This is a genomic window from Ruegeria conchae (assembly GCF_000192475.1).
Classification (GTDB): domain Bacteria; phylum Pseudomonadota; class Alphaproteobacteria; order Rhodobacterales; family Rhodobacteraceae; genus Ruegeria; species Ruegeria conchae.
The window spans coordinates 783,097-807,418 of sequence record NZ_AEYW01000006.1; the positions used below are offsets into that span (position 1 = coordinate 783,097).

The following is a 24,322-nucleotide window of genomic DNA, read 5'->3' on the forward strand; positions in this document are numbered from 1 at the left end:
TGTTTGCGTTTGTTGGGCAGCAAGCCGAAATTCCGCTTGGAATTCTGACATCTTTGACCAATCTAAGCATATGCTCCGCTTCGCCACTCTATCCCTCCTGATCCTCTACCCCATCGCGTGGTTCGCCCCGCTGATGCGTGCAGGCCTGCTCCCGATCTTCGGACTCAGCGAAATAAGCGTCATCACCGGGCTCCAGTCCTTGTGGAAATCCGACATCTTCCTCGCGCTGATCGTCACAATCTTCGCCCTCTTCGCGCCCTACATCAAAACCATCGGCACTGCGCTTGTCCAATGGGATATGTTGGACCCACGGGTCCAACCCGCGCTCAACATCCTGGGCAAATTGGCGATGGCCGATATCTTCCTCATCGCGCTCTACATCACGTTGGCCAAAGGCATCTCATACGCGACCATCGAAACAGCCTGGGGTCTCTACCTGTTCACCGGCTGCATTCTCGCTTCGCTTGCCTTGGGCCACATTACAGAGATGACATCCGGATCACGAAAACCTCAGACCTAATTGATTGAAAACAGATTTCTGAGTATCATCTTTATATTTCGAGCAGTAAATTTTGTAGTTTTCGGGTCCGTAGCGGATCACTTTACGTCTGTTTAACCTTCCGCTTCGGCCCGGTTTTTGTACCGGTTGAAGAAGGAGAACGACGATCATGGCCGCCCTCCACACAATAACATTACAATTTCAGAATGCATTATTAAGACTAACCTTTTTCCTGATCTGCGCCGCAGCATTATTCGCGGTGACCACCACCATTTTATCCGCGTTTGGCATCCTCCCCTGGCTCTCGTTGCAGGCCGGTCTCAGCACCGGTGCAACGATTGAAGCAGGTCTATATGTTCAGGCCGGATTGACCGCCCTGATCCTGATGCTGGTCTTCTATCTGCCATCAAACGCGCGCATGATGGCGCTTGAAAACACCCATCGTAAGTTCACGATGAACATGCAGGACGTGGCCAAGGCCTATCAGGTCGCCCATGCCGCCGACCGCAGCGGCGCCTTTGCACTGTCTTCTGAATTCGACGCTGTGAAAGAGCGTATGGCCTTTCTGCGCGATCACCCCGATCTGCAATCGCTTGAACCGCAGGTTTTGGAACTGGCCGCTCAGATGAGCCAGATCAGCCAGGAGCTTGCAGATACCTATTCCGAGGCAAAGGTCTTGCGCGCCCGAACCTTCCTGCAGCAAAGGCAGGAAGAGATCGAGCAGTTTCAGCATCGCATAGAAGAGGCCCAGATTATCCAACACGAACTGCGCCAATGGACCCGAGATATCGAGATCGAAGAATCCATCGCCAAATCCCAACTGGCGCGGCTAAGGGACGAGTTGTTCGACCTGCTGCCCGAACTCTCGGTACAACTGCAATCGCCTAACGACGATAAATCCCCCGCCAGCGTGGTTGCCATGACCCCGCCGCGGGCTGCGGAATAGGCGCGATCAGCGCCTGTCGCGAACGATGGTCCGCAGGGCCTGAGGACGCGCCACGCTATCGGCGGTGAGGAAAGCCCGCGAGGGCTTGAAGAACCGTCCTTCCTCGGGCACGAAGGGCGACATGGCAAAGACACAATCCTTCACCTGCTCCGCCTGCGGTGCCTCACATACAAGATGGTCCGGACGCTGCGACGCATGCGGCGAATGGAACACTATCATTCAGGAAGCGCCCCTCTCCGCTGGACCGGCCAAGAAATCGCTGGGCGGCAAGCGTGGCCAGTCGATCACGCTCTCCGATCTTTCAACCGAGGAGACACCCCCGCCCCGCACCTTGTGTGGAGTTGAAGAACTCGATCGTGTCCTCGGTGGCGGCCTCGTCCCCGCCTCGGCCCTATTGGTGGGGGGCGATCCCGGCATAGGCAAATCAACCCTGCTGCTGCAGGCTGCCGCGCGCTTCGCGCGCAACGGTATCAAAACAATCTATGTCTCAGGTGAAGAGGCCAGCGCGCAGGTCAGGATGCGTGCACGTCGGTTGGGTTTGGAAGAATCTCCCGTTCAACTGGCAGCCGAAACCAATTTGCGGGATATCCTCACTACGCTAGAGGCCGAAAAACCCGGCCTCGCCATCATCGACTCGATCCAGACCATGTGGGCAGACAATGTAGACAGCGCACCAGGCTCAGTTTCGCAGGTTCGTGCCGCCGCGCATGAACTGACCACTTTTGCCAAACGCCACGGCGTTTCGATCATCATGGTCGGCCATGTCACCAAAGAAGGCCAGATCGCAGGTCCGCGTGTGGTCGAACATATGGTCGACACAGTGCTCTATTTCGAAGGCGAACGCGGCCATCAATTTCGTATTCTGCGCGCGGTAAAGAACCGCTTTGGCCCTGCAGATGAGATTGGCGTTTTTGAGATGACCGGCAAGGGCTTGGCGCAGGTCACCAACCCCTCGGCCCTCTTCCTTTCCGAACGCGGTACACCGAGCCCCGGGTCAGCGGTCTTCGCAGGCATCGAAGGTACCCGCCCCGTGCTGGTCGAGTTGCAGGCGCTGGTTGCTCCATCACCTCATTCGCAGCCTCGCCGTACCGTTGTGGGCTGGGATAGCGGACGTCTTGCGATGATCCTTGCGGTGCTCGAGGCCCGCTGCGGCATCCCCTTTGCTGGGCTTGATGTCTATCTAAACGTCGCTGGAGGACTAAAAGTCAGCGAACCTGCCGCAGACCTCGCAGTGGCAGCTGCGCTGCTAAGTGCCCGTGAAGATACTGCCCTACCTGCCGATACAGTCGTTTTCGGAGAAATCTCGCTATCTGGGGCACTTAGACCGGCCCCTCAGACAGAAAACAGGTTGAAAGAAGCGCAAAAACTTGGTTTCACAGCGGCAATTGCTCCGGCAGGTGGCAAAACTGGCACTGTGGCAGGTCTGACACTCACCCGACCCTCTGATTTGGTGGGGTTTGTTGGCGAAACGTTCGGAGCAGGTTAAAGTCGCGCCTTGAGAGGCAGAAAACGAACAGGCGAGGGCCATGGAAGGTTTTACAATAATTGACGGGGTTGTGGCCCTGATCATCGTGCTGTCGGGCTTGTTGGCCTATTCGCGTGGTTTCATGCGCGAGGTTCTCGCCATCGCTGGCTGGGTTGCCGCTGCCGTCCTGGCCTTCATCTTCGCGCCGCAGGCCGTGCCACTGGTCAAAGAAGTGCCCGTCGTCGGAGAATTCCTGCGCGACAGTTGTGAGCTTTCGGTTATCACCGGCTTTGCCGCCGTTTTTGCTGTTGCCTTGATCGTCGTCAGTATCTTTACACCACTGTTCTCTTCTCTGGTGCAGCGTTCCGCGATCGGTGGTCTGGATCAGGCACTTGGGTTCTTCTTCGGCATCGCACGCGGCATCCTGCTGGTTGCGATTGCCTTTTTTGTCTACGACACCGTAATGACCGGCCAGTCTTACACGATGGTCGACGAAAGCCGCTCGGCAAAAGTCTTTGAACAGTTCAGCGGCAAGATCGAAGAACAAAACCCCGAAGCCGCGCTGGGCTGGGTCACCGCTCAGTACGAGGAGCTGGTCGCAAGCTGCACTGCAGATAATTCAACGGACGCATCCGACGGCTGATCACGCCATTTAGGCCTGTAATAAGGAATGAGGTGATCAATCCACCCCGTTCCGGCTCTTGTCGAAGACCATGTTTGCTGGTCTACGACAAGTGCGCAGTGTAGCTGTGAGCTCAATTGGACCAGTGTAGCGGTTGGTATTAGCGACTGCTGCACGTAATAAAGCGGATTTTTGAACGTTGAAGAAATAAGCCAAACAGTTCAAAGCTAACAGTTTGCGTTTTGGTTGCGATTGTTTTGCCCTTCATTCGAAGGAAGAAACGGGTGATTAGTGAATTTCAACTGCCCCGTAGTTTTTCAACAAGTGCTACCTTTCAAGAAGTTCACGAATATTGGCATCTAGCTGCGTCATGAAGCCCTTGTCACTTCCTGGGTTCGCAGCGCAATGGCCCCAGGGCGAATGATGCGGGCGGAAGATGGCGTTGGGCATGAAGCTGGCTTCAATTTCATTGTCTTCTGGTGGAAAGTATAAATCCTGCGTGCAAGGCATCAGGATGGCACGAGCTTTAATGGCACCCAGTGCTAGTTTGTAATCCCCATTGTACAGCGGTCCGGCAGAGATATCGCCTGCCTGCCAGGTTGCAAGCTTTGCCAACAGGTCGTTGGCATCCCAGCCCTGCACATGATCACGCTCCCAATCCTGCAATAACTCCTCGATAGTTTCGAAACCCATCTGCCGATAAAGACCCTCGCGATAAAAGGTCTGAGAGAAAGCCCAGCCTGCGTAAACTCGACCAAAGGCCTTCAGCCCTGCTTCGGGTGGGCTAGCATAGTTGCCACCATTCCATTTTTGATCCGCACAAAGGGCCGCCTTAACCCCTTCGAGGAAGACGAAATTGTGTGGTGAGGTTTTGGCTGAGGCGCAGAATGGCAGGATCGCCTGAACCATGTCCGGGTATTGCGCTGCCCACTGATAGGACTGACAGCCCGCCATAGACCAACCCGCGACAAGGGCGATTTTTTCGATCCCCAGATGTTCGTGGACCAACCGGTGCTGGGCAGCAATGTTGTCCCACATTTGTACCAGCGGAAACCGCGGCCCGTCCTGCGGCGCAGGCGTATTCGATGGTGATGACGAACGACCATTGCCAAACAGGTTGGGGCTGACGATGAAATGCCGCGCCGGATCAATCGCGCGACCCGGACCAAAGAAGCCTTCGTTGCGGGTATTTGTGCCGGTATAAAATGTCGGCAGAACGATGACATTGTCACCTGCCGCAGACAATGTGCCGTAGGTCTGATAGGCGAGCTTGGCATCATTGAGCATCTCACCCGACAAGAGCGGAAGGTCACCCAACTCGTAGATCTGATAATCCGCCATTGTCTAGCCCTTCCCGCTTTTAGTAGAGCCGAAGGTATTCCTGCACTTCCCAATCGGTAACCGATTGGTGGTATCGCTCCCACTCATCATTCTTGTATTCTAGGTAGGACTGACGCATCACGGGGCCCATCACATGTTCTGCCATGGTGTCGCCCCGTAAAGCCTCGATCGCATTGAACAGAGTGCGAGGCAATCGACGGATCCCCAACTCGGCAAGTTCAGCTTCGGTTTTTGAGTAGAGATCAAAATCCGTTGGTTTGCCCGGGTCGATCTTGTGCTTGATCCCCTTAACACTGCAACTCAGATGCATCGCCATTGCCAGATAGACATTCATGGTCATATCGCAGGCGCGGTTTTCAATGCAATGGCGGCTCTGTGGTAGACGGAATTGGGCCGAGCGATTGTTGAAACCATAGGTGATATTGGTCGGAGCCCAAGTGACAGTGCCACCCTCAAACCCACCGACACGAGGCACCAATCCGTTATAGGAATTCACCGTCGGACAGGTGATCGCCGTGATCGCTTCGGCGTGCTGCATCAATCCGCCAACGGCCCAGCGGCTTTCGTCGCTCCATTCCCCGTCGGGGGTTTCAAAGATGTTTTCACCGGGGCGGCTTTCATGTTGCATCGACATGTTGATATGCGCACCCGATCGCCAGTCGCCAACTGTTGGTTTTGGCATAAAGGTCACGAACATCCCATGCTTTTTTGCCACCTCTTTCAAGGTGATCCGCAGAAACGCCAGACGGTCGGACATCTCCAGCATGTTGGTATAATGAAAATCCAGTTCGAATTGTGAATACGCACCCTCGGCGACTACGTCATGCAGATTCCAACCCAGTCCTTCGATGATGTCGATCATGTCTTTCAAAAATGCCATCGAGTCGATCGAGTATTCAACGTCATAGCCAAAGGCCTGACGGCGTGGGCGGACGCCGATAGCAGGGTCGTCGTCAAAGGCCTTCACTGGTTGGCCGGCATCGTCATATTTCATCACGATGAACTCGGGTTCAACACCGGCATAGCCTGTGTATCCTTCCAGTGCAGCTTCGTGCATGGCGCGTTTCAGGGCCTGACGCGGGCAGACATTGTAAGGTGCGTCTTCCCAATACAGATCAGAGAAGATGATTGCCAACGATGTGTCCCACGGACAAACGTAGACGGCGTCAAGATCCGGCACCACCACCTGATCGCTGTCAGCGGGGCTGAGTTCGGGCACGTAAGAAATCGAATGCACTGCAAATTGCGGTCCTTTTCCAAGGCAAAGCGGTTCAAAATCGCTCATCGGGACGGGCTTGGTTTTTGGAATGCCGTGCAGGTCGATCCAGGCAGCCATCACATATTTGACGCCGGCCTCTTCCAAACGTTGTTGAACTTCTGGGATACGCGTGCGGTTCCGCTCTACTGCGTCGTGAAATGTCTCGTAGTAAATACGGGCGTTGGCATTGTCCTTGGGCATTCGGCGTCCTCCCATCGAATAGCAATTGGATTTGCTTCACCGAGGTGACACCTCGGTGTTGGTTCAGGTTTCGTTTGCTCGGTCACACGGCGGAAAAATGTTCAGCCGGGAACAAAATCGTCAGGGTCGATGCCGGGAACTTGTGTGATCCCCGCCAGTTGTTTCCAGTTGTGTGGGTAGGCGGCATAGAAGATCACGCATTTGCCGTCCGCCTCGTAGGAAATGTGATTGTCCTTGGGGACAAACAGCACGTCACCACGATTGCAGACATAGCTTTTGCCGTCACAGACCAATCGGAACGTCCCCTCGAGGCAATAAATGATCTCGTCGCAGGTCAGATCCCACGGCACCTTGATGTTGTTCAGAACGTTGATGCCACCGCACATCGACTTGCTGAACTCGCTGGTCACCATCGGTTTAATGTACGTATCGCTGTCGCCCATCGTGTCGTAGCGTTTCTGAACCAGGTCGAATTTGAAAAGTTGAGGTGTATCACCCATTGGGTCAGCCTTCCTGCGCCAAGTGTTTCAGTATGGATTCGTTCAATTCGACCTTGTAACCATCAGGATCCTCGCAGAAGGCGATGACCCTTGTACCGTTTTTCATTGGCCCCGGCGGGCGGGTGATGTTTACACCGGCTGCTGCCAGTTGCTCGCAGGCGGCGTAAACGTCTGGAGTTTCAATGCAGATATGGCCCCAACCGTCGCCCTTGTCATAAGGCGTGTCCTGATCCCAATTGGCGGTCAGCTCCAGCGTGGGAAACTCGGCCTCGGGGCCATAACCGATAAACGTGTTGGTGAATTTCCCTTCGGGATAATCCGTGCGCCGCAACACCTCCATGCCCAAGATTCCACAATAGAAATCCAGCGACTTCTCCATGTCTGTGACCCGCATCATCGTATGGGCCAGACGAAACCCTTTGGATATGGAGTTGCTCATTGATCTTGTTCCTTCTTACTTAGGCGCCGGCCACGTCACGCTCGATCAAATCCTGAAAGGCGCGCACGCTATCTTCCCAGGCAGGCGACAACAGGCCCCCATCTTCGGCGACCGGGGATTTGCGGCCCTCAAACATGCGTTCAACCATCTCGTGATCTTCCTTGTGGACGTCCCACCAGAGGTTTCTGAGGGCCTCTATTTCCTCAGCGCTCAACTTTTGGCCTTCAGTGGTGTAAAGCGCTCGGTACTGGCGCATCTTTCCGGGACCGATGGGCACGTTAAGATAGACGCCCAGCTGATCCGGGAAATAGCGGCCCAGGATAAAGTTGGGATACAGCGTCAGATAGCGCGAGCTCACACCCAAGCTGCCAGATGTGCCTAATTCTTCCTCAAGGTCCACTGCGCTACCGATGCAGGTGCCATCAATGATAGTATAGTGATCCTCCAACGGCTGATCCGTCGTCGAGGAATGTACAAACTGGACGTGGTAAGGCTCGATAAAGTTCTCCATTATCAGCTTCCAGTTGGTGTCGATCTCACCAAATTCGAGCAGGCCAATGGGTTCCAATTTGCTGTAATCCATCCCCGACAACTGGTCGATCAATGGCGCGGCATAGTCTTCGAATTCAGGCGCGTTCCCATCTAGATTAACGAATATCCAGTCATGCCAGACATGAGTGCGTACGGGTTTCAGCCGATGCTCTTTGATGTCGAAACCGTCAAACTCTTGCTTGCCGGTGCCTGCAAAATGTGGAGCTGCCCGCAGGCGACCATCCAGATCATAGGCCCAGGCATGATAAGGGCAGCGGATCAGTTTGCCGACATTCTTAGGCCTATCAACCAGCGTCATGCAGCGGTGCAGGCAAACATTGTGAAACACCTGAATGTCGCCTCCACGACCACGCACCGCCAGCAGCGGCAAGCCGGCACAGGTGATAGGTTGTGCATCGCCTGGGTTGCTCATCTGATGGGCAAATCCGACAAACACCCAGTTCTTGGCTAAAACCGTCTGGCATTCCCGTTGCCAGAACTCCTCGCTGCGATATGCGTCGGCGGTCAGACCGTGCTGAGGCCCGCAAGAAGCCTGTGCTTTTCGCTCGGCAATTGTCATTTATCCTCCCTTCGACACTGACACCAGCGTCCGCCGATCCAACGGCAGGCGCATGGATTCACCGTTTCTCGCGGATGGCCTGTTTTCAGGCTCTGTCCCACCGCGACGGGCTTAGGTTTTCACTCTACGAATATCGCATTAATTTGGGCCATTCCCCTTCGATATTCGCTTATGCATTGGATTATCGAGCAAGAATCGGAGGTGATCTGGTCAAAAAGCGGCATTTCGATACGAATTTCGAATATTTTAGTTACTCTGGCTGTTAGATCCACAAATCCAGCATTAAATAATAGAAATTTCGGCAATCTGGCCTTCAGAAACTGTGGCGAGAAGATCAAAGCATGTCGTTTTCCGCACTTCCCTCCAGAGGATTCCTAGGAGTTAATTGCGGATTTCGATGCGCTCTCTTAACCTTGGCTGCGAATACAGCAATCGAGCATCAGGCCTATGTCAGTCAAAAAGCAACCGAACGCGCGTGCCGCCCAGAGCATTCGATCCCCCAAGGATGATTTAAACCAGCAGATCATCCGGCTTTTACAGCAGGATGGTCGGATGGCCTTTTCTGAAATTGCACAGCAACTCGATGTGTCGGAAGGAACCATTCGCAACAGGGTGAGCGGACTGCGAGACAACAACATGCTGCGGATTGTTGCCATGTCGGATCCTGTGGCAACGGAATACACGACTGACGCAATGATTGGCTTGAACGTGGCGACCGGCGTGACCCCAAGACAGGTGGCCGAGCGACTTGAAAGAAACCCACGTGTTGTTTTCATCCTGTGGGTCGCAGGCCGTTATGATCTGATTATCGAGCTGGTGAGCGACGATAGCGACGCACTAAAAGATTTTCTGGAACATGAAATCCACGGAAGTAACGATATTGCCAAGGCCGACGTCATGCCGGGGCTGAAGAATTTCAAGAACCAGTTCCTCCTAAAGCAGGGTGCAAAGGAGTGATTAGGAAGAAGTCGACCGCTAAAAGTGATAGCGCGAGAGGACTTCAACAAAATTCTTTTGCTAGATACTCAGCGCCGATCATGGTGCCGGCCCCGACAATAGCCGGTATTTTGAATGCCGAAGCCAGCAGCAAGCGACTGTTTCGCGTTGGCGATTGGTCATCGAGCTCAAGCAAGCGAACGGCCGGTAATTCTCACAATGCGGATATCAATTGCTGAACTTGGATCACCAGATATCCCAAAGATCATCCCAGCCTTGAGTTTGGACTCATTTGTAAGAAAAACCTGTCGGAAACGGAAAAACAGTGCGCCTTACAACATTCTCAGCATTATAATTCGGCGCTCGCATATTCTGTATCAGATTCATCCAAAATCAAATGAACCCTTCACCGCCGCAGATATTGCAGCGAATGGCCTTTAATCCAAAGCACCCGTCGCAGCGGCTTGAGATTGGTTTGCCATACTGGTCACGGCTTTTGACGACCGTTCCAGATCCTTTGCAGATCTCACAGGCTGCACGGCCTGATCCTCGGCATCGGTGACACCGACGCTTGACGGGCTTTTCCTTGGGATTGTTTTGCTTGTGCTGCCACATGGCTATTTTCCATCCCAAACTATCGGGCATCTGGAGCAGACACCTGACCTAAAGCACAGCACAGGTCGGCTCATTTGTCATCTTAAACCCGCGAGCGGCGCATTTCAGACCTGCGGCAAATCGCGAATGTGATCCTTTGGTGACACGCGCGGCAATAGGCAGTATGTCGGAGCCGAACCGACATGGAATCGGAGCTGCCGATCTTGCTGTATTTGTTCTATTCTGCATTGGCCGCTTTGGCGCTTGTGCATGCATGCCATACATTCCGGCTGCAACAACCCAATCAGATACGCAGTAGCAGTCGATCCGACCTGAACACCAGCCAGATCAAGTCATAGAAATTGGAGCCCGTGTATGTGTGGGATTTTGGGGATCGCAAGCCGGACACATGATGTCTTTGCGGAAATCTATGACGGGTTGCTGATGCTGCAGCACCGGGGTCAGGACGCCTCGGGGATCGTCACCTACAACGGCGAATTCTTCCGCGAGAAAAAAGCCAATGGTCTGGTCAAGGACGTCTTCAACGCCAGCGATGCGGAAACCCTACTGGGCAAGATCGGCATGGGTCACGTCCGCTATCCCACTGCAGGATCGCTAAGCGCCACCGAGGCCCAGCCTTTCTTTGTGAACGCGCCCTACGGAATTTACCTTGTCCACAACGGCAATATCACCAACACCGAAGAACAGCGCGAAAAAGTGACTGCGAAATACAGCCGTCACCTGCGCACCACCTCGGATTCCGAAGTGTTGCTAAACGTGTTGGCCGACAAGGTAGCGGACGCCATCAAGGTCAATGGCAATGCCGACCCGATCCGCAACTTGTTTGCAGGTGTGAAGATGACCATGGAGCGGGTACAGGGTGCTTATTCTGTGATCTGTCTGGTCGCCGGTGTTGGTATGCTCGCCTTCCGCGATCCATATGGTATCAGGCCCCTATCGGTCGCCAAGCGAGAAGCGCACGTTGAAGGTGATGATTTCGCCTTTGCCTCGGAAGACGTAGCGTTTGGTATCAATGGTTTCGACAAATTGCGCGATCTGCGACCAGGTGAGGCGATCCTGATCGATCTCGACGGGAATATGCATGAGTTCCAGGCTGTCGAAGGCAAGCTGACGCCCTGCATTTTCGAGTATGTCTATCTTGCACGTCCAGATTCGCTGCTGGATGGCGTGTCGGTTTACAAAACCCAGATGCGCATGGGCCAAACACTCGCCAAGCAGATTCAGGATTCGGGGCTAGAGATCGACCGGATCATCCCTGTGCCAGATAGCGCCCGCCCCGTCGCACTTGAAGCCGCCAAGATTACCGGCATTCCCTATCGTGAGGGGCTGGTAAAGAACCGCTATGTAGGCCGAACCTTTATCATGCCAGGTCAGGCCGAGCGCCAAAAATCCGTGCGCCGTAAGCTGAACGCCGTGCCGTTGGAATTCGACGGACATAATGTGCTGCTGATCGATGACTCGATCGTGCGCGGCAATACGATCAAGAAGATCGTCCAGATGTGCCGCGAGGCTGGAGCAAAGAAGGTGTACATCGCCAGCGCTTCTCCACCCGTAAAATACCCCAATGTCTACGGAATCGACATGCCCACCAAGGCCGAACTGGTTGCCAATGGTAAAGAGATCGAAGAAATCCGTGAAGAGCTGGGTGCGGACGCGCTGTTCTACCAGAATCTAGACGATCTGATCTGGGCCGCCAAGGAAGGCAATCCCGAGATCGAATCCTTTGACTGTTCGTGCTTTGATGGAAACTACATCACCGGGGTAGATGAGGACTATCTGGACAGTCTTGAAAACAGCAGCCGAGTCAGCAAGAAACGCGAGGATATGCAGGTCGTTGGCGGTTCGTGGAACGCGGCCAAACTGGCGTCGGGCTGATCAGGCGAATCAAATGATAGCGACAGGCCATTTCCCTGAGGTGGGGAGGCACTCATAGGTCAGAATCCGCCGACAACTCTCTGTTGAACGAGATGCGTTTGCAAAGGGTTGGGCGACCTGGGTTAGCGACCTATTGGAAATGGGATTGCAACCCTTTTGGTTCGAACGGCCGCATGATACCCGATCGCCGAAAACCACTCACAATGCAGGGCCCGGGTACACGATCCGGCCACAGATCATGGCAAATTCAACGGTCAAAAGCGCCGCAACGCAAGCGGGTGCGCTAAAGAAAAACTCGGTCTCTGTGCTGGGCATTTTTGGCCCTAAGTCCGAGTTGCGCGCTCTGGTTCGTCTGTCCTCGGGGCGGGTAAAGAAAGTAAAGCCAGGCAGCCGTGTCGCCTCGGGTAAGGTGATCGCCATTGATGAGGAAGGTGTCGTGCTGCGACAAAGCGGCCAGAACCGCAGGATCGACATACCTGGCAGTTGATCCAGACTTGACGCCTTGTGCGCACGGGTTCAAACCCCACTTATGACCGATCAGACCAAAATCGCCCTGATTACCGGGGCCTCACGCGGGCTGGGCGCGGCACTGGCCGAAGCCCTTTCCCCCGAGTATCACATCGTTGCCGTCGCCCGCACCCAAGGCGGGCTGGAAGAGCTGGACGATCGCATTCAGGCCAAGGGTGGCTCGGCCACGTTGGCCCCAATGGACATCACCGATCCCAATGCAATGGCGACACTTTGCCGTGGCATTCACGACCGCTGGGGTAAGGTTGACCTGTGGCTGCATACAGCTGTCCATACCTCGGCCCTGACACCAGCAAACTTTGTTGACCCCAAGGAATGGACCAAAGCGGTCAGCACTAACGCGACAGCCACCTCGGTTCTGATTCCTTATGTGTCGCCCCTGTTAGGCGATGCAGGTCAGGCGGTGTTCTTTGATGATCCCAAGGCAGGTGAAAAGTTCTATGGCATCTACGGTGCCACCAAAGCCGCGCAAATGGCTTTGGCCCGTAGTTGGGCAGCTGAGACAGCTCGCATAGGTCCACGGGTTACGATCCTTGAACCCGCGCCGATGCCTACAGCGGTGCGTGCACGATTCCATCCCGGTGAAGACCGCGAGGTGCTGACCAGCCCCGCGGATGAGGCGGCGCGGATTGTAGCCGGGCTTTGATTGGCCCTGACGGGCCATGCCTCCGGCAGGGATATCTGTGGCCAGAGGAAGCAGGCGGTTTACGCGATATGGACACCGTTGCGCCCGGCGAGATCGACAAAGAACTGCCAGGCCACGCGGCCCGAGCGTGCGCCGCGGGTGGCTTGCCATTCGATGGCCTCGGCGCGCAGGATTTCCTTGTCGATCGTGACGCCATGGGCGGCACAGTAGCGGTCGATCATGGCGAGATATTCATCCTGATCGCAGGGGTGAAAGCCTAACCACAGGCCGAAACGGTCCGACAAAGATACCTTTTCTTCAACAGCCTCAGACGGATTAATAGCGCTGGAGCGTTCGTTTTCGATCATGTCGCGCGGCATCAGGTGGCGGCGGTTGGAAGTGGCGTAAAACACGACATTCTCCGGGCGGCCTTCAATGCCGCCATCCAGTACAGCCTTAAGCGATTTGTAATGTTGGTCATCGTGGCTGAACGAAAGGTCATCGCAGAACAGAATGAACCGGTGCGGCGCTAATCTCAGGTGGTTCAGCAGACGCGCGACTGAGGACATGTCTTCCCGCTGCAGTTCGACGAGTTTCAAGTCCGGGTGTTCTGCTTGCAAAGTGCCGTGCACTGCCTTGACGAGGCTGGATTTTCCCATACCTCGCGCACCCCAGAGCAGCGCGTTGTTGGCCTTGTAACCAGCCGCGAACCGTCGGGTGTTGTCCAGCAGCGTATCGCGGGAGCGATTGATGCCGACCAACAGATCCAGATCGACGCGGTTAACCTCCGAGACGGGCACCAGCCGGTCCGGATCCACATGCCAGACAAATGCAGGGGCCGTGTTGAAATCGGGTGCGTCCAGCGGCGCGGGCGCCATGCGTTCCAACGCGTCGGCGATACGGTTCAGGGCTTGATCGTCCATCGGCTCCTCCGGGTATTCCGGCGGAGTTGAACCATGTTCCGAACTACACAACAAGGCCCGCGCATAAAAAAGGCGCGCCGAATGTGGACGCGCCTTTTGAAATCAAGATACAGGCTACTTTGTCTCGTCGTAATCCTGCATCATTTCCGCATCCGCCTCGGCCTCTTCATCGTCATAGTAGCCGTCGGCGCGCAGTTGTTCTTCGCGCTTTTTCTCGACGCGGGCGACAAGGAAGATTGACACTTCGTATAGTCCATAGACCACAGTGAACAGGATCAGCTGCGTGATCACATCTGGTGGTGTCACCAAAGCAGCCAGAACCAGAATACCGACCATCGCGTATTTGCGAACGGCACCCAGACCCTCGGCCGAGACCAGCCCAGCCTTGCCCATCAGAGTCAGCAGAACCGGCAACTGGAAGCACAGGCCAAAGGCAAGAATGAACTTTAGCGTAATATCCAGAGATTCATTAACTTTCCCGAAGAAGGTGATTTTCACACCTTCTGTTGTTTCGGGGACAACAATGATCTCTTCCGGGACATCATCGGCCGCCGGGGCCAGCAGGTTTGCAAAGATCGAACTGACATCTGCAAACCCAAGGAAAAACTGCATCGCCAACGGTGTCACAACAAACTGCGCAAAAGCCGCCCCCAACAGGAACATAAACGGTGATGCGATCAGAAACGGCAGGAAAGCTCCCTTCTCGGACTTGTAAAGCCCCGGAGCTACAAACCGCCACAACTGATATGAGATCACGGGGAATGCCAGTGCAAACCCGAAGACCATCGATATCCGAAACAGTGTGAACAGGTATTCCTGTGGAGAGGTGTATTGCAGTGTTGGTGACGGATCACCAAGCTCACGCAGGGTCGCCTCGATCGGACGCACTAAAAACTGCAGGATCGGTTCAGCCACTATGAAGGCAAGAACAATCCCCACGATAAAGGCAAGCACCGACCGGATCAGCCGGGTGCGAAGCTCGGCTAGATGCTCGATCAGAGGCGCCGAGCTGTCCTCGATCTCGTCGGTTTTAGTCATGACTTGCTTTCAGTTTTCAACGCGGCTTCGGCCTCTTCCGCCTTTGCAAGCGCATCTGCGGCTTCCTTAGCCTTGCGTTCAGCGGCCGCACGGGCCGTGGAGGCTTGGATCTTCTTTGCCTGCTCTGCCCGCTCAGCGGCCAGTTTGCCGGTCTCGCTATCCGGGTCGAACTTGGTCGGGTCAATGGTTTTGGCCACATCACGCGCGGCCTCGTTGATCCCGTCCATGGCTGTGCTGACCGGATTGGTCGCCGCGCTCAGGCCCTTCTTGATCTCATTGACGCCAGCTTCATCCGCAGCCTCGTTCATCGCAGTGCTGAACTCACGAGCCATACCGCGCGCCTTGCCGACGAACCGCCCGACATTGCGAAACAGCACTGGCAGGTCCTTCGGCCCTACCACGATCAGCGCGACGATGCCGATGACCAGAAGCTCGGTCCAGCCCAGATCAAACATCTAGACTCAGACCTTGTCTTTGTCTGTCTCAGGGGTGACGTCTTTAGCCAACTCGGAGGCGTCCTGTTCCAGCTCTTCCGAACCTTCCTTGATGCCTTTCTTGAACGAAGTAATGCCTTTACCCACTTCACCCATCAACGAGCTGATCTTGCCGCGTCCAAACAGGACGAGAACCACAACAGCAATGAGCAGGATACCCGGAAGGCCAATATTGTTGAGCATGTCTTGTCTCCTTCTACGTCGGCGCATCGCGCCGGGAATACGATCTGGCCCCGTGTCTACGCCCGTACGGGCCATTGCAAAAGTGCGCCAGATCAATTCCGCGCACGAATTTGAACGGATCGCACATTTTTTGCGGACTCGCATTTCTCAACTGACAGGTTTATGTCAGTTGTGGTTGCCTAGAAAGACGATATCGAAACCTTCTCAATGGAGAACCACATGACCCATGTCGCAGAAATCGTCACTTTCACACTTGCCGAGGGCACAAAGCCTGAACAATTCGTGAAACTGAGCCAAGCATCCGAGGCATTTGTCCGCGCCGCCCCCGGCTTTGCCCACCGCCAACTGAGTCAGGGCGAAGATGGTCGCTGGACAGATTATGTCGTCTGGGCAGATATGAAATCCGCCAAAGATGCTGCGGCTGCGTTCATGCAACAAGATTTTGCACCCGCTCTGATGGCGGCAATCAATCCCGAAAGCGCTCAGATGCGCCACGAGACCGTGCTATGGAATATGACCGCGTAAACGCAGCTCAGACGGCGTGTCATGCGTCGCACTGACCGCCTGTTCGACATCATCCAGATCCTGCGCGACGGCAAACTGCACCGCGCGCAGGACATCGCGGACCGGCTCGAGGTGTCGGTCCGCACGATCTATCGCGATATGGATACGCTGGTGGCCTCAGGTGTCCCGGTCGAAGGGGAACGCGGCGTGGGTTACATGGTGCGGGAACAGATCACCCTGCCCCCGCTGAACCTGACACCTGCCGAGCTTGAGGCTCTGAACCTCGGCATGGCCATCGTGGCTGAAGCCGCCGATCCCGATCTCAAGTCCGCCGCTGAATCTCTAGCCGACAAGATTGACGCCGTACTGCCCACTCAAGTCGTGGCAGAGGCCGACACCTGGAAATTCGCCGTCTACCCGTTTGCCGATGCTGCGCGCGGATTGGCCCACATGGCCCCGATCCGCGCTGCGATCAAATCACGCCAGAAATTACAACTAAGTTACCGCCGCATCGACGGTATCCTGACCGAACGCACCATCCGCCCTTTGCACATGGAATACTGGGGCCGCGTCTGGACCCTCACTGCATGGTGCGAACTTCGCAATGGCTTCCGCGTTTTCCGCATCGACCTGATCGAGGCCATCACACCCTTGCCAGAACTCTTTTCAGACGTACCCGGCAAACGGCTGAGCGACTACGACCCCTACGGGTGATCCGCGCTTCATCTGGCCACAAATATCCCCGCCGGAGGCATGGCCCGGAACGGGCCATTCAGGTCACTTAAGATAGGGCTCAGGATCAACCGACTCGAACCCCTGACGCACCTCAAAATGCACATAGGCATTGTCGCCACCACGCAGCGCGGCGATTTTCTGACCCCGTCGCACCCTGTCACCCTTCTTCACGGTGATATTGTCGACATTGGCATAGACGGTCAGTAAATCATTGTTGTGCTTGACCACAATGATCGGAACCTGATCGGCGTCTTCCGTGATCGCCGCAACTGTGCCCGCCTCGGCCGCCGTTACAGAAGCACCTGGAGACGCCGCAATGTCGATCCCTTCGTTCTTGCCTTTGGCATAAGTGCGAATGATCGTCCCGTTCACAGGCGCTGCCAATGCTGAACTGCCTGAATTCGTAGGGGCTTCGGCAGTTACATCTGGTGCGGGTGTTGCAGCGGCAACCTTCTCATCCGGCAATGGCTGTGTCGCGCTTGGCGGTGTCGGCGTCGGAGAGCCCTCTCCCGGCTGTGTCACAGCCGTCGCGGTTGCTGCTGGTGCGGCAGCGCGCGGCGCTGCCTGATCCTTGACGGGGATCAGCAGATACTGGTCCTCACGCACGGTAAAGTCCGATCCCAACCCGTTCCATTCGGCAAGCGATTCCACAGACACCTGATAGAGACGCGAGATCGTATAAGCGGTTTCGCCGCGTTTTACCTTATGCCGAATGGGCTCTGGCCCGGATGCAGCAGGCGCCGGGGTCGCGGTGGGTTGCGCAGGTTGCAGGGTGGATGTCTGAACCGAACCAGTATCGGGTGCGTCATCAATCGCAGTCCCAGCTATGGTTGCAATATCAACACCACTCGAAGCACCGACTGAACGCGGCAGTGCAAGCACTTCACCGTCCCGTAGAGAGTCATTCGGCTGCAAACCATTAAATCGCGCCAGTTCGGCGACTGGCATGCCGATACGGGCAGCGACATCACCAACCGTATCACCCCTACGGGCCACTGCCACTTGATAGTTTGGATAGGTTATCACCCCCCGTGCATCCGGTGACGGTCGGCTGGCGGTGGCTGCTAGAGCGGCATCTGTCGTAGAAAACCCGCCAACATTCCCGCGCAAGTCATAGTCGAACGGTCCTTCACACCCGGCCAGAATTGCCAGCACGGCCACGCCCGTTACACAACGGCGCATTGCTGAATTGGAAACTGCTCTCATTTTTCTGTCCTCAACACCTGCCCCTGTTCTCCGGGGTTCCGGCGCCTTTTAATATACCTTTACGCTCCGTCTTTTCCCAGCCCCTCAAGCAGAGGCACAAAACGGACCGGCAACAATTCGTCGTAATCCAGACCGGTCTCGGTACGCGTGACCCGGATCAGGGTCTGCACCGCATCCGACTGGCCCACGGGTAACACCATGATACCGCCGATTTTCAACTGCGCCAAGAGTGGCCCCGGAGGATCTTCGGCGGCAGCGGTTACAATGATACGGTCGAACGGTGCCTGTTCGGATAATCCAAAAGAACCATCCGAGAGCATCGCCGTCACATTTGTCAGCCCCAACTCACGAAACAGCTCACCGGTTTCACGCACCAGCCGTTTATGGCGTTCGACAGTATAAACCCGGCGCGCCAGTTTGGACAGAATCGCCGCCTGATAACCCGATCCAGTGCCCACCTCTAGAACCGTGTCCCGCGGGCGCACTTGCAAAGCTTGCGTCATCAGACCCACAACCGAAGGTTGGCTGATGGTCTGACCACAGGCAATCGGCAATGGTGTGTCCTCATAGGCCCGCTGGGCAAACAGGCCCCTCACAAACTGCCCCCTGTCGATTTGCTCCATTGCGGCCAGAACGCGCGCATCAGTGACCCCGCGCGAACGCAGCGCAAATAGGAACTGCATGATGGTTTCAGCGCTAGGTCCTGTCATTCGATGACCTTCAACGCCTCAAGTGTGTCGTGGGCGGTCAGATCGGCTCGCATCGGTGTCACCGAGATATACCCTTCAAGGTTAACGGCGGCATCCGTACCCGGAGCAGTTGGGTTGTGCTGATATCCGCCCTTGATCCACAGGAACCGCCGCCCCGACGGAGAGCTGTGGGGTTCGACCGAGAAATGCGTATCCCGGCGGAATCCCTGCGGTGCTACCCGGGCACCCAGCACTTCATCGGCGGGGACCGGTGGAAAATTTACGTTGTAGAACAGTCGGTAATCACCCGATTCTGGCGGGGTGGCATCCAAAATGCGCCGAACAAGCCCCGCTCCGTAACGGGCTGCTGCCTCAAACGGATCTTCCAGCCCCAAATTGCGCGGGCCAAAATACTGTGACAAGGCAATCGCAGGGCGACCCTGCAGGGCCGCCTCCATCGCCCCACCGATCGTACCGGAATACAAGGTGTTTTCAGCCGAGTTATTGCCCCGGTTCACCCCGGACAACACCAGATCGGGCGGAGCGTCTTTCATCACGTCGTGCAGGCCGGCCAAAACGCAATCCGCGGGAGACCCTTCGGCGGCAAAGCGACGCTCACCCAGTTTGGCCACCATCATCGGGTGGGTATAGCTGATACAATGACCGACGCCCGATTGCTCAAAAGCAGGTGCGACCACCCAAACCTCGCCTTCGGGGCCAGCCAGTTCAGCCGCGATCGCTTCAAGCACAATCAGTCCCGGCGCATTGATGCCGTCATCATTGGTCAGAAGAATTCGCATGCCCGGTCCACCCCTCGTTTTGCCCTTGATAGACCCGCCTCAGCGCTGCGACAAGCAATGCACATGCGCAATCTGAGGCTTTCACGCACCACTTGGATGAAAATGCAGGATTTGAGCGTCAGGCCGGGAACACAAAACACCGGTCGCGGCGAATGGTCAGCCACATGACTCGGCCCTCTTTAGGTACAAAGACGTTCGGAACCGTCGCCTTCAGGATCGAGCCATCGTAGTCCATTCGAAACTCGACAAGGCTTTCATTTCCCAGAAATCGAGCACGCTCAACCACACCTCGGGCTGCAACACCGTCTGTAGGTGTTGGCGCAGGCCCTTTGCCATTGCGGTCGAAATCCAGTTTGACATGCTGGGGCCGGAACACGATTTCAACATCGGTTGCGTCCGGCACACCTGGCGCGAGAAAACGACCAAACGGAGTATGCGCCAAAGCACCATTAACTTGCGACTTCAACACATTGACATCACTAAAGAACGCGACTGCAGCCTTGTCTGCAGGTCGGGTATAGACATTGTACGGCGCCCCTTGCTGCACAATCTTGCCGCGCCGCATCAGCGCGATCTCATCGGCCATCCGCATCGCCTCGTCCGGCTCATGCGTGACCAACAGAACGGCAGCATCCTCTTCCTTAAGGACTGCCAGCGTCTCATCCCGAATACCATCTCGTAGACGGTTATCGAGGCCCGAAAACGGCTCATCCATCAGCATGATCCGTGGACGTGGTGCAAGCGCCCGCGCCAAAGCCACACGCTGTTGCTCCCCTCCCGACAACTGATGCGGAAATCCATCAATAAACCGCATCAAATCGACTTTGGTCAGCAATTCTTCAACCCGCGCGCGCTTCTGCTCTTTGCTGCCCTTCAGGCCAAACGCGACGTTGTCTGCCACGCTGAGGTGCGGAAACAGGGCAAAATCCTGAAACATCAGGCCAATCTCGCGCCGCTCTGGGGGCACTCGAAACACAGTGTCGCAGATCAATTTGCCATCGACATAAATCTCGCCCGAGGTCTGCATCTCGACGCCAGCGATCATGCGCAAGGTGGTTGACTTGCCACAACCCGACGGCCCCAGCAGACAGGTCACCTGCCCTGCCTGAACGGTCAAGGACACATCATCCACAACCGTCCGCCCAGCAAAGCGCGCAACCAGATTGCGGATTTCCAATCGAGGAGGAGTTGTCGTCACTGTCACCGATGGACCCCGTTGCCTTTCCCGATCAATTCCATCGGGCTTAGGCGGGGATAGCAACCCCGACCTTCAGGCGCAAGGGATCAGCAACACCCAGTTGACGCAGCTTCGCCCTGTACAACAAACGGGCTATCACCGCCGCATCCTTCGAAGATCCCATAGTGGGTTGAGAAATCGCCGATGAATTCGAAATGTCGTGCAAAACGAGTGTCTTGCATCATCATCCATGTATTGCCACAGACCGGGAACACTTTGCCAGTCTCAATCGTGTGGTGATCATCCAGCACAAATTCATGCGGCGCATGCGGCACTGTGCCCTTGTAGATCACAGCCTGACCGTAGTCTTCGCAAGCCGGCTCAAGCTCGGGCAGCTTGAACAGACGGTATGTGGCCGAAATAAAGCTGAGCGGTGCCACCCTTTCCTCCAGAGCGGAGTTCTCGATCGTCAAAGGACGATGCGTGACCCTACGCGGATCACCAAACCCGGCAGCGCGCGACATCGACAGGAAGTCATTCCAATAGAGCGCCCCCGACAAGCACTCACCATACAGCACCTCGTCTTCGGCCATGGCTTTGGGCACCCGACGGTCAGCATAGACGTCCGAGAAATACATCTCACCGCCTTTTTTCAGCAAACGATGGGCCCCGCGCAGTACAGCAGCCTTGTCAGTCGCCAGATTGATTACGCAGTTCGAGACAATGATATCGAACGATCCCGGTTCTAGGTCCAACTCATCCAGCTTTTCGATAAAACCGTGATGAAACTCTACATTGCTTTTGGAATGCCCAAATGCCTCAGCGTGATAATCCTGTTGAGAGCGCGCAACATCCAACTGTTCCGGCGTCATGTCGACGCCGACAACACGGCCATTCTCACCAACCATCGCCGACAGAGCATACACATCCCGCCCCGCGCCACAGCCCAGATCAAGGATGTGCATTCCTTCCAGATCCAGCGGAGCAATTAGCCCACACCCATAGTAACGTGTCAGCACATCATTATGAATTTGCGATAGAATTTTCTTGACGTGATCCGGCATATCATCCGGGGTACAGCATGCATTCGTTTGCAAATCCGCACTGCCTTGCAGCACTTCGCCATAGTAGTTCTGCACAGCTTCATGCTTCATCGCGGCATTCCTTTTATCACTGGTTGCACTGCAGTTAATGCAGCAAGCCGAACCGTGCAATCCACCACCGCCCGATTTGACGATACCGTGACCGCGCTCAGCCCAGCAATTCGAAATCCACGCCCGTACGCACCCGCCCGTTCACCTGAACCTCTAACCGATGTGGCCCGGGCACCAGTTTGAATGTGGTCGCGTTGCCCTTGAGCTTGTGGCGCTTTGTGACGACCAATTGTCCTTCTTCCAAACTGGTTTGTTTCAACTTGTGAACTTTAGGTGAAACCTTCCCCCCAGGCCTTTGAAAATGTACAATATAATCGATCAAAACAGGCTGTCCACTCGCGCCCTTCAATCGCGCTTCGAAATCAAGCGCCTCACCAATCCGAGCCGGACCATTCACCTGAACTTCGACCGCGATATCAGCTTCGGGATCATACCCAAGAGCTCTCATCGCGCCCGGGTGCCCAGACTTTACCAGACCCCGCAAAGCGTGCGCTGTCATCCACTGCAACTCTTCCGGATCCTGTTGCTGTTCCTCCTCCCACTTACGCAGTCGTTCCAGCACCAGACCGGGGTCTTTCTTGGTGATATCATTCAGATGGTTGGCGACTGATCGTGTCACATATCGCGTCTGATCCCCATGCAGCTGGTCAAGCAACGGCAAGGGATCAGAGACGTCCAAGCCAACAGCCTGCCCCCAAGGCAGGCGTGGCCTTGTCCCTTCGCTGACCAGACGGCGCACGTGATAGCTGGGATGGCAACACCAGATCTGCATACGCTCAAAAACTTTCTCTGGATGGTGGTTCAGGAAAGGGCGGATCGCCCATTCCATCGAAAAGCGTTGCGTAAGCTCTTCCAAGACGTCCAGCGACAATTCAGGGTGATCCAGCCCGATCGCGCAGACCCAATCGCCCAGAGGCGCATAAATGAAATCGCCGAAGTCATCATCACTCTTGCCGGGATCAAGCGGCGGTGGCAGCGCATCTAGAATGACCGGGGCAACCGTTGGAAGATTACCCGGAACGGCTTCTTGCAAACATTCTGCAATCCAGGCCATCCGCTCTTTCAATTCCAGCTCAAGCAATCGCGACATTATTCGTGCTTCGAGTGCACCTGTGTCGAAATGAGGGTCAGCTTCCGCGAACAAGCCCGCAAGATAGCTTACTTTTTCAGCGTTGAAGAGTTGATCTTTCAGAGAAAAGTTTTGCGCCATGCTTACATCGTCAGATTAGTGCCCCCACCATCCAGCAAAATATTCTGCCCGACGATGAAACCGGCATGTTGTGAACATAAAAATGCGCAAGTCGCCCCGAATTCTTCCCGCGTTCCATAGCGGCGCGCTGGAATGGTCGCGGCGCGCTCTGCCCGTGCATCATCGATCGAGATCCCCTTCTGCGCCGACACGCCGCCATCCAGTGCGTCCGCCCGATCGGTTGCATGGATTCCTGGCAACAGATTGTTAATTGTTACCCCATGCGGGGCCACCTGACGCGAAGTGCCCGCCACGTATCCGGTCAGACCAGTACGCGCCGCATTTGACAAACCCAAAACAGCGATCGGTGCACGTACGGATTGTGAGGTGATATTCACCACACGGCCCCAGCCTTTATCCATCATTCCCGGAAGCAGAGCCTTCATGAACGCAATCGGTGTCAGCATGTTTGCATCCAGCGCTTTGATAAAGTCGTCGCGTTCCCAATCAGACCACATCCCCGGAGGCGGTCCACCTGCGTTTGTAACAAGGATATCAACACCCTGCGCGGCGTTTGTCACCTCAGCCTGACCTTCAGATATAGTAACGTCACAAGCGACGGTCTGTACGGCAACGCCATATGACGACCGCAAACGTGTTGCCTCGGCTTCCAGCGCCTCAGACCCGCGTGCGTTCATCACTAGGTCGACACCGGCTTCGGCCAGCGCCTCAGCGCAGCCCAGACCCAAACCTTTGCTGCTGGCGCAAACCAACGCACGTTTTCCACGAATTCCAAGATCCATTCTGACCCTCCCTATCTTTGCCCTCATTTAGCATCGGCCCGACAAGGAAGGCCAGAAACGGATCAGTGGCTCAATAGAAGAACTCTTCCCGCACGATCTTGCCGTCCGCGACGTGATAAACAGCTACTTCGCGCATATCAAAGCTCTCACCAGACTCCTTCACCTTGCCCTGAACTTCGAAGATGACGGCAAAGCGGTCTTCGCCATGCGGGAACGGATCACTCACCGACGCGCCTGAAACCTCGTGCGCGCCTTCCCACCACTCATGTTTGCCTCGTATTGCGTCACGGCCATGAGTTTCGCGGCCCATGCCCATTGCATCCGCAGCCTCGACTGAGACAGCATCCGCTGCGTAAAGCTTGTCCAGATTTTCTTTGGCTCGGTTTTCTCTGCAACCCGCAACCAATTCGTCTGCGATTTCTTTCAAATTCATTGGTCCACTCCATATTTTGTTCACTATATGTTC

28 protein-coding genes are annotated in these 24,322 nt (G+C 55.6%); 11 read left to right on the forward strand and 17 right to left on the reverse strand.

The features are described 5' to 3' along the window. Positions 1 to 70: 70 nt before the first annotated feature. The 4 genes from G7G_RS22850 (at position 71) to G7G_RS0108400 (ending at position 3,553) form a co-directional block, all read left to right on the forward strand. The gene (locus tag G7G_RS22850) at positions 71 to 520 is read left to right on the forward strand and encodes a paraquat-inducible protein A (protein ID WP_010440362.1); all 450 of its coding nucleotides are present in this window, start codon (positions 71 to 73) and stop codon (positions 518 to 520) included. Between the two features lie 148 nt (positions 521 to 668). Further along, positions 669 to 1,445 carry a DNA repair protein gene (locus G7G_RS0108390; RefSeq protein WP_010440363.1) on the forward strand — a complete coding sequence of 259 codons (777 nt, stop codon included), beginning with the start codon at positions 669 to 671 and terminating at the stop codon, positions 1,443 to 1,445. A 121-nt stretch (positions 1,446 to 1,566) separates the two neighbouring features. Beyond that, entirely contained in the window at positions 1,567 to 2,931 is a 1,365-nt protein-coding gene (gene radA, locus G7G_RS0108395; protein WP_010440365.1) for a DNA repair protein RadA, read from the forward strand. A 40-nt stretch (positions 2,932 to 2,971) separates the two neighbouring features. Beyond that, complete coding sequence (locus G7G_RS0108400) at positions 2,972 to 3,553, forward strand: CvpA family protein (RefSeq protein ID WP_010440366.1); 582 nt, start codon at positions 2,972 to 2,974, stop codon at positions 3,551 to 3,553. Between the two features lie 306 nt (positions 3,554 to 3,859). Here the strand turns inward: G7G_RS0108400 and G7G_RS0108405 are convergent, their stop codons facing one another. The 5 genes from G7G_RS0108405 to G7G_RS0108425 all read right to left on the reverse strand — a co-directional run bounded on the left by G7G_RS0108405 (position 3,860) and on the right by G7G_RS0108425 (position 8,382). Next, positions 3,860 to 4,873: an alpha/beta fold hydrolase gene (locus G7G_RS0108405; protein ID WP_010440367.1), complete on the reverse strand. Its 1,014-nt coding sequence runs from the start codon at positions 4,871 to 4,873 to the stop codon at positions 3,860 to 3,862. Between the two features lie 19 nt (positions 4,874 to 4,892). After that, entirely contained in the window at positions 4,893 to 6,332 is a 1,440-nt protein-coding gene (locus tag G7G_RS0108410; RefSeq protein ID WP_010440368.1) for a glutamine synthetase family protein, read from the reverse strand. A 101-nt stretch (positions 6,333 to 6,433) separates the two neighbouring features. Beyond that, positions 6,434 to 6,832, reverse strand: coding sequence for a cupin domain-containing protein (locus tag G7G_RS0108415; protein ID WP_010440369.1), 399 nt, complete (start codon positions 6,830 to 6,832; stop codon positions 6,434 to 6,436). Between the two features lie 4 nt (positions 6,833 to 6,836). Further along, on the reverse strand, positions 6,837 to 7,271 hold the full coding sequence (gene gloA / locus G7G_RS0108420) for a lactoylglutathione lyase (protein WP_010440370.1): 435 nt from the start codon (positions 7,269 to 7,271) through the stop codon (positions 6,837 to 6,839). Positions 7,272 to 7,290: 19 nt separating this feature from the next. After that, positions 7,291 to 8,382 carry an aromatic ring-hydroxylating oxygenase subunit alpha gene (locus G7G_RS0108425; protein ID WP_010440371.1) on the reverse strand — a complete coding sequence of 364 codons (1,092 nt, stop codon included), beginning with the start codon at positions 8,380 to 8,382 and terminating at the stop codon, positions 7,291 to 7,293. A gap of 447 nt (positions 8,383 to 8,829) precedes the next feature. On the opposite strand from G7G_RS0108425, the gene G7G_RS0108435 reads away from it, so the two are divergent. The 5 genes from G7G_RS0108435 to G7G_RS0108465 all read left to right on the forward strand — a co-directional run bounded on the left by G7G_RS0108435 (position 8,830) and on the right by G7G_RS0108465 (position 12,982). After that, positions 8,830 to 9,339: an Lrp/AsnC family transcriptional regulator gene (locus G7G_RS0108435; RefSeq protein WP_010440373.1), complete on the forward strand. Its 510-nt coding sequence runs from the start codon at positions 8,830 to 8,832 to the stop codon at positions 9,337 to 9,339. Between the two features lie 776 nt (positions 9,340 to 10,115). Beyond that, complete coding sequence (locus G7G_RS24370) at positions 10,116 to 10,271, forward strand: hypothetical protein (protein ID WP_010440374.1); 156 nt, start codon at positions 10,116 to 10,118, stop codon at positions 10,269 to 10,271. Positions 10,272 to 10,287: 16 nt separating this feature from the next. Continuing rightward, a complete protein-coding gene (gene purF, locus G7G_RS0108455) occupies positions 10,288 to 11,808 on the forward strand; it encodes an amidophosphoribosyltransferase (RefSeq protein WP_010440375.1) in 1,521 nt (506 codons plus the stop codon). Between the two features lie 238 nt (positions 11,809 to 12,046). Beyond that, positions 12,047 to 12,295, forward strand: a complete 249-nt coding sequence (locus tag G7G_RS0108460; protein WP_029621843.1) for a hypothetical protein — start codon at positions 12,047 to 12,049, stop codon at positions 12,293 to 12,295. Positions 12,296 to 12,337: 42 nt separating this feature from the next. After that, entirely contained in the window at positions 12,338 to 12,982 is a 645-nt protein-coding gene (locus tag G7G_RS0108465; RefSeq protein WP_010440377.1) for an SDR family NAD(P)-dependent oxidoreductase, read from the forward strand. 59 nt (positions 12,983 to 13,041) lie between these two features. On the opposite strand, the gene G7G_RS0108470 is transcribed toward G7G_RS0108465, so the two are convergent. The 4 genes from G7G_RS0108470 to G7G_RS0108485 form a co-directional block, all read right to left on the reverse strand. Continuing rightward, positions 13,042 to 13,884, reverse strand: a complete 843-nt coding sequence (locus G7G_RS0108470; RefSeq protein WP_010440378.1) for an ATP-binding protein — start codon at positions 13,882 to 13,884, stop codon at positions 13,042 to 13,044. A gap of 114 nt (positions 13,885 to 13,998) precedes the next feature. After that, positions 13,999 to 14,922, reverse strand: a complete 924-nt coding sequence (tatC, locus tag G7G_RS0108475; protein WP_010440379.1) for a twin-arginine translocase subunit TatC — start codon at positions 14,920 to 14,922, stop codon at positions 13,999 to 14,001. After that, a complete protein-coding gene (gene tatB / locus G7G_RS0108480; RefSeq protein WP_010440380.1) occupies positions 14,919 to 15,377 on the reverse strand; it encodes a Sec-independent protein translocase protein TatB in 459 nt (152 codons plus the stop codon). Before tatB ends, tatC begins: the two co-directional genes overlap by 4 nt. A 6-nt stretch (positions 15,378 to 15,383) precedes the next feature. Continuing rightward, positions 15,384 to 15,599 carry a twin-arginine translocase TatA/TatE family subunit gene (locus G7G_RS0108485; protein ID WP_010440381.1) on the reverse strand — a complete coding sequence of 72 codons (216 nt, stop codon included), beginning with the start codon at positions 15,597 to 15,599 and terminating at the stop codon, positions 15,384 to 15,386. Between the two features lie 219 nt (positions 15,600 to 15,818). Between G7G_RS0108485 and G7G_RS0108490 the strand changes: the two genes are divergently transcribed. Beyond that, complete coding sequence (locus G7G_RS0108490) at positions 15,819 to 16,124, forward strand: hypothetical protein (protein ID WP_010440382.1); 306 nt, start codon at positions 15,819 to 15,821, stop codon at positions 16,122 to 16,124. A gap of 21 nt (positions 16,125 to 16,145) precedes the next feature. Continuing rightward, positions 16,146 to 16,817 carry a helix-turn-helix transcriptional regulator gene (locus tag G7G_RS0108495; protein WP_010440383.1) on the forward strand — a complete coding sequence of 224 codons (672 nt, stop codon included), beginning with the start codon at positions 16,146 to 16,148 and terminating at the stop codon, positions 16,815 to 16,817. Between the two features lie 63 nt (positions 16,818 to 16,880). Here the strand turns inward: G7G_RS0108495 and G7G_RS0108500 are convergent, their stop codons facing one another. The 8 genes from G7G_RS0108500 to G7G_RS0108535 all read right to left on the reverse strand — a co-directional run bounded on the left by G7G_RS0108500 (position 16,881) and on the right by G7G_RS0108535 (position 24,289). Continuing rightward, positions 16,881 to 18,044, reverse strand: a complete 1,164-nt coding sequence (locus G7G_RS0108500) for a peptidoglycan DD-metalloendopeptidase family protein (RefSeq protein WP_010440384.1) — start codon at positions 18,042 to 18,044, stop codon at positions 16,881 to 16,883. Positions 18,045 to 18,103: 59 nt separating this feature from the next. Beyond that, positions 18,104 to 18,754: a protein-L-isoaspartate(D-aspartate) O-methyltransferase gene (locus G7G_RS0108505; protein ID WP_010440386.1), complete on the reverse strand. Its 651-nt coding sequence runs from the start codon at positions 18,752 to 18,754 to the stop codon at positions 18,104 to 18,106. Beyond that, the gene (surE, locus tag G7G_RS0108510) at positions 18,751 to 19,533 is read right to left on the reverse strand and encodes a 5'/3'-nucleotidase SurE (RefSeq protein WP_010440388.1); all 783 of its coding nucleotides are present in this window, start codon (positions 19,531 to 19,533) and stop codon (positions 18,751 to 18,753) included. Before surE ends, G7G_RS0108505 begins: the two co-directional genes overlap by 4 nt. Positions 19,534 to 19,651: 118 nt before the next feature. Then, positions 19,652 to 20,737: an ABC transporter ATP-binding protein gene (locus G7G_RS0108515; RefSeq protein WP_029621845.1), complete on the reverse strand. Its 1,086-nt coding sequence runs from the start codon at positions 20,735 to 20,737 to the stop codon at positions 19,652 to 19,654. A gap of 80 nt (positions 20,738 to 20,817) precedes the next feature. Further along, positions 20,818 to 21,864, reverse strand: a complete 1,047-nt coding sequence (locus G7G_RS0108520; RefSeq protein WP_010440392.1) for a methyltransferase domain-containing protein — start codon at positions 21,862 to 21,864, stop codon at positions 20,818 to 20,820. Between the two features lie 97 nt (positions 21,865 to 21,961). Further along, entirely contained in the window at positions 21,962 to 23,074 is a 1,113-nt protein-coding gene (locus G7G_RS0108525) for a hypothetical protein (RefSeq protein ID WP_010440394.1), read from the reverse strand. 2 nt (positions 23,075 to 23,076) lie between these two features. After that, positions 23,077 to 23,856, reverse strand: a complete 780-nt coding sequence (locus tag G7G_RS0108530; protein ID WP_010440396.1) for an SDR family oxidoreductase — start codon at positions 23,854 to 23,856, stop codon at positions 23,077 to 23,079. Positions 23,857 to 23,926: 70 nt separating this feature from the next. Continuing rightward, the gene (locus tag G7G_RS0108535; protein ID WP_010440398.1) at positions 23,927 to 24,289 is read right to left on the reverse strand and encodes a SnoaL-like domain-containing protein; all 363 of its coding nucleotides are present in this window, start codon (positions 24,287 to 24,289) and stop codon (positions 23,927 to 23,929) included. Positions 24,290 to 24,322: the final 33 nt, after the last annotated feature.

Coding starts and splice junctions, on each gene's coding strand:
- G7G_RS0108415 (WP_010440369.1), bottom strand. CDS start 6,832: ATGGGTGATACACCTCAACTTTTCAAATTCGACCTGGTTCAGAAACGC.
- G7G_RS0108390 (WP_010440363.1), top strand. CDS start 669: ATGGCCGCCCTCCACACAATAACATTACAATTTCAGAATGCATTATTA.
- purF (WP_010440375.1), top strand. CDS start 10,288: ATGTGTGGGATTTTGGGGATCGCAAGCCGGACACATGATGTCTTTGCG.
- G7G_RS0108405 (WP_010440367.1), bottom strand. CDS start 4,873: ATGGCGGATTATCAGATCTACGAGTTGGGTGACCTTCCGCTCTTGTCG.
- G7G_RS0108425 (WP_010440371.1), bottom strand. CDS start 8,382: ATGACAATTGCCGAGCGAAAAGCACAGGCTTCTTGCGGGCCTCAGCAC.
- G7G_RS0108485 (WP_010440381.1), bottom strand. CDS start 15,599: ATGCTCAACAATATTGGCCTTCCGGGTATCCTGCTCATTGCTGTTGTG.
- radA (WP_010440365.1), top strand. CDS start 1,567: ATGGCAAAGACACAATCCTTCACCTGCTCCGCCTGCGGTGCCTCACAT.
- G7G_RS0108465 (WP_010440377.1), top strand. CDS start 12,338: ATGACCGATCAGACCAAAATCGCCCTGATTACCGGGGCCTCACGCGGG.
- G7G_RS0108520 (WP_010440392.1), bottom strand. CDS start 21,864: ATGAAGCATGAAGCTGTGCAGAACTACTATGGCGAAGTGCTGCAAGGC.
- G7G_RS0108410 (WP_010440368.1), bottom strand. CDS start 6,332: ATGCCCAAGGACAATGCCAACGCCCGTATTTACTACGAGACATTTCAC.
- G7G_RS24370 (WP_010440374.1), top strand. CDS start 10,116: ATGGAATCGGAGCTGCCGATCTTGCTGTATTTGTTCTATTCTGCATTG.
- G7G_RS0108525 (WP_010440394.1), bottom strand. CDS start 23,074: ATGGCGCAAAACTTTTCTCTGAAAGATCAACTCTTCAACGCTGAAAAA.
- G7G_RS0108470 (WP_010440378.1), bottom strand. CDS start 13,884: ATGGACGATCAAGCCCTGAACCGTATCGCCGACGCGTTGGAACGCATG.
- G7G_RS0108490 (WP_010440382.1), top strand. CDS start 15,819: ATGACCCATGTCGCAGAAATCGTCACTTTCACACTTGCCGAGGGCACA.
- G7G_RS0108530 (WP_010440396.1), bottom strand. CDS start 23,856: ATGGATCTTGGAATTCGTGGAAAACGTGCGTTGGTTTGCGCCAGCAGC.
- tatC (WP_010440379.1), bottom strand. CDS start 14,922: ATGACTAAAACCGACGAGATCGAGGACAGCTCGGCGCCTCTGATCGAG.
- surE (WP_010440388.1), bottom strand. CDS start 19,533: ATGCGAATTCTTCTGACCAATGATGACGGCATCAATGCGCCGGGACTG.
- G7G_RS0108500 (WP_010440384.1), bottom strand. CDS start 18,044: ATGAGAGCAGTTTCCAATTCAGCAATGCGCCGTTGTGTAACGGGCGTG.
- G7G_RS0108400 (WP_010440366.1), top strand. CDS start 2,972: ATGGAAGGTTTTACAATAATTGACGGGGTTGTGGCCCTGATCATCGTG.
- G7G_RS0108435 (WP_010440373.1), top strand. CDS start 8,830: ATGTCAGTCAAAAAGCAACCGAACGCGCGTGCCGCCCAGAGCATTCGA.
- G7G_RS0108535 (WP_010440398.1), bottom strand. CDS start 24,289: ATGAATTTGAAAGAAATCGCAGACGAATTGGTTGCGGGTTGCAGAGAA.
- tatB (WP_010440380.1), bottom strand. CDS start 15,377: ATGTTTGATCTGGGCTGGACCGAGCTTCTGGTCATCGGCATCGTCGCG.
- G7G_RS22850 (WP_010440362.1), top strand. CDS start 71: ATGCTCCGCTTCGCCACTCTATCCCTCCTGATCCTCTACCCCATCGCG.
- G7G_RS0108495 (WP_010440383.1), top strand. CDS start 16,146: ATGCGTCGCACTGACCGCCTGTTCGACATCATCCAGATCCTGCGCGAC.
- G7G_RS0108505 (WP_010440386.1), bottom strand. CDS start 18,754: ATGACAGGACCTAGCGCTGAAACCATCATGCAGTTCCTATTTGCGCTG.
- G7G_RS0108460 (WP_029621843.1), top strand. CDS start 12,047: ATGGCAAATTCAACGGTCAAAAGCGCCGCAACGCAAGCGGGTGCGCTA.
- gloA (WP_010440370.1), bottom strand. CDS start 7,271: ATGAGCAACTCCATATCCAAAGGGTTTCGTCTGGCCCATACGATGATG.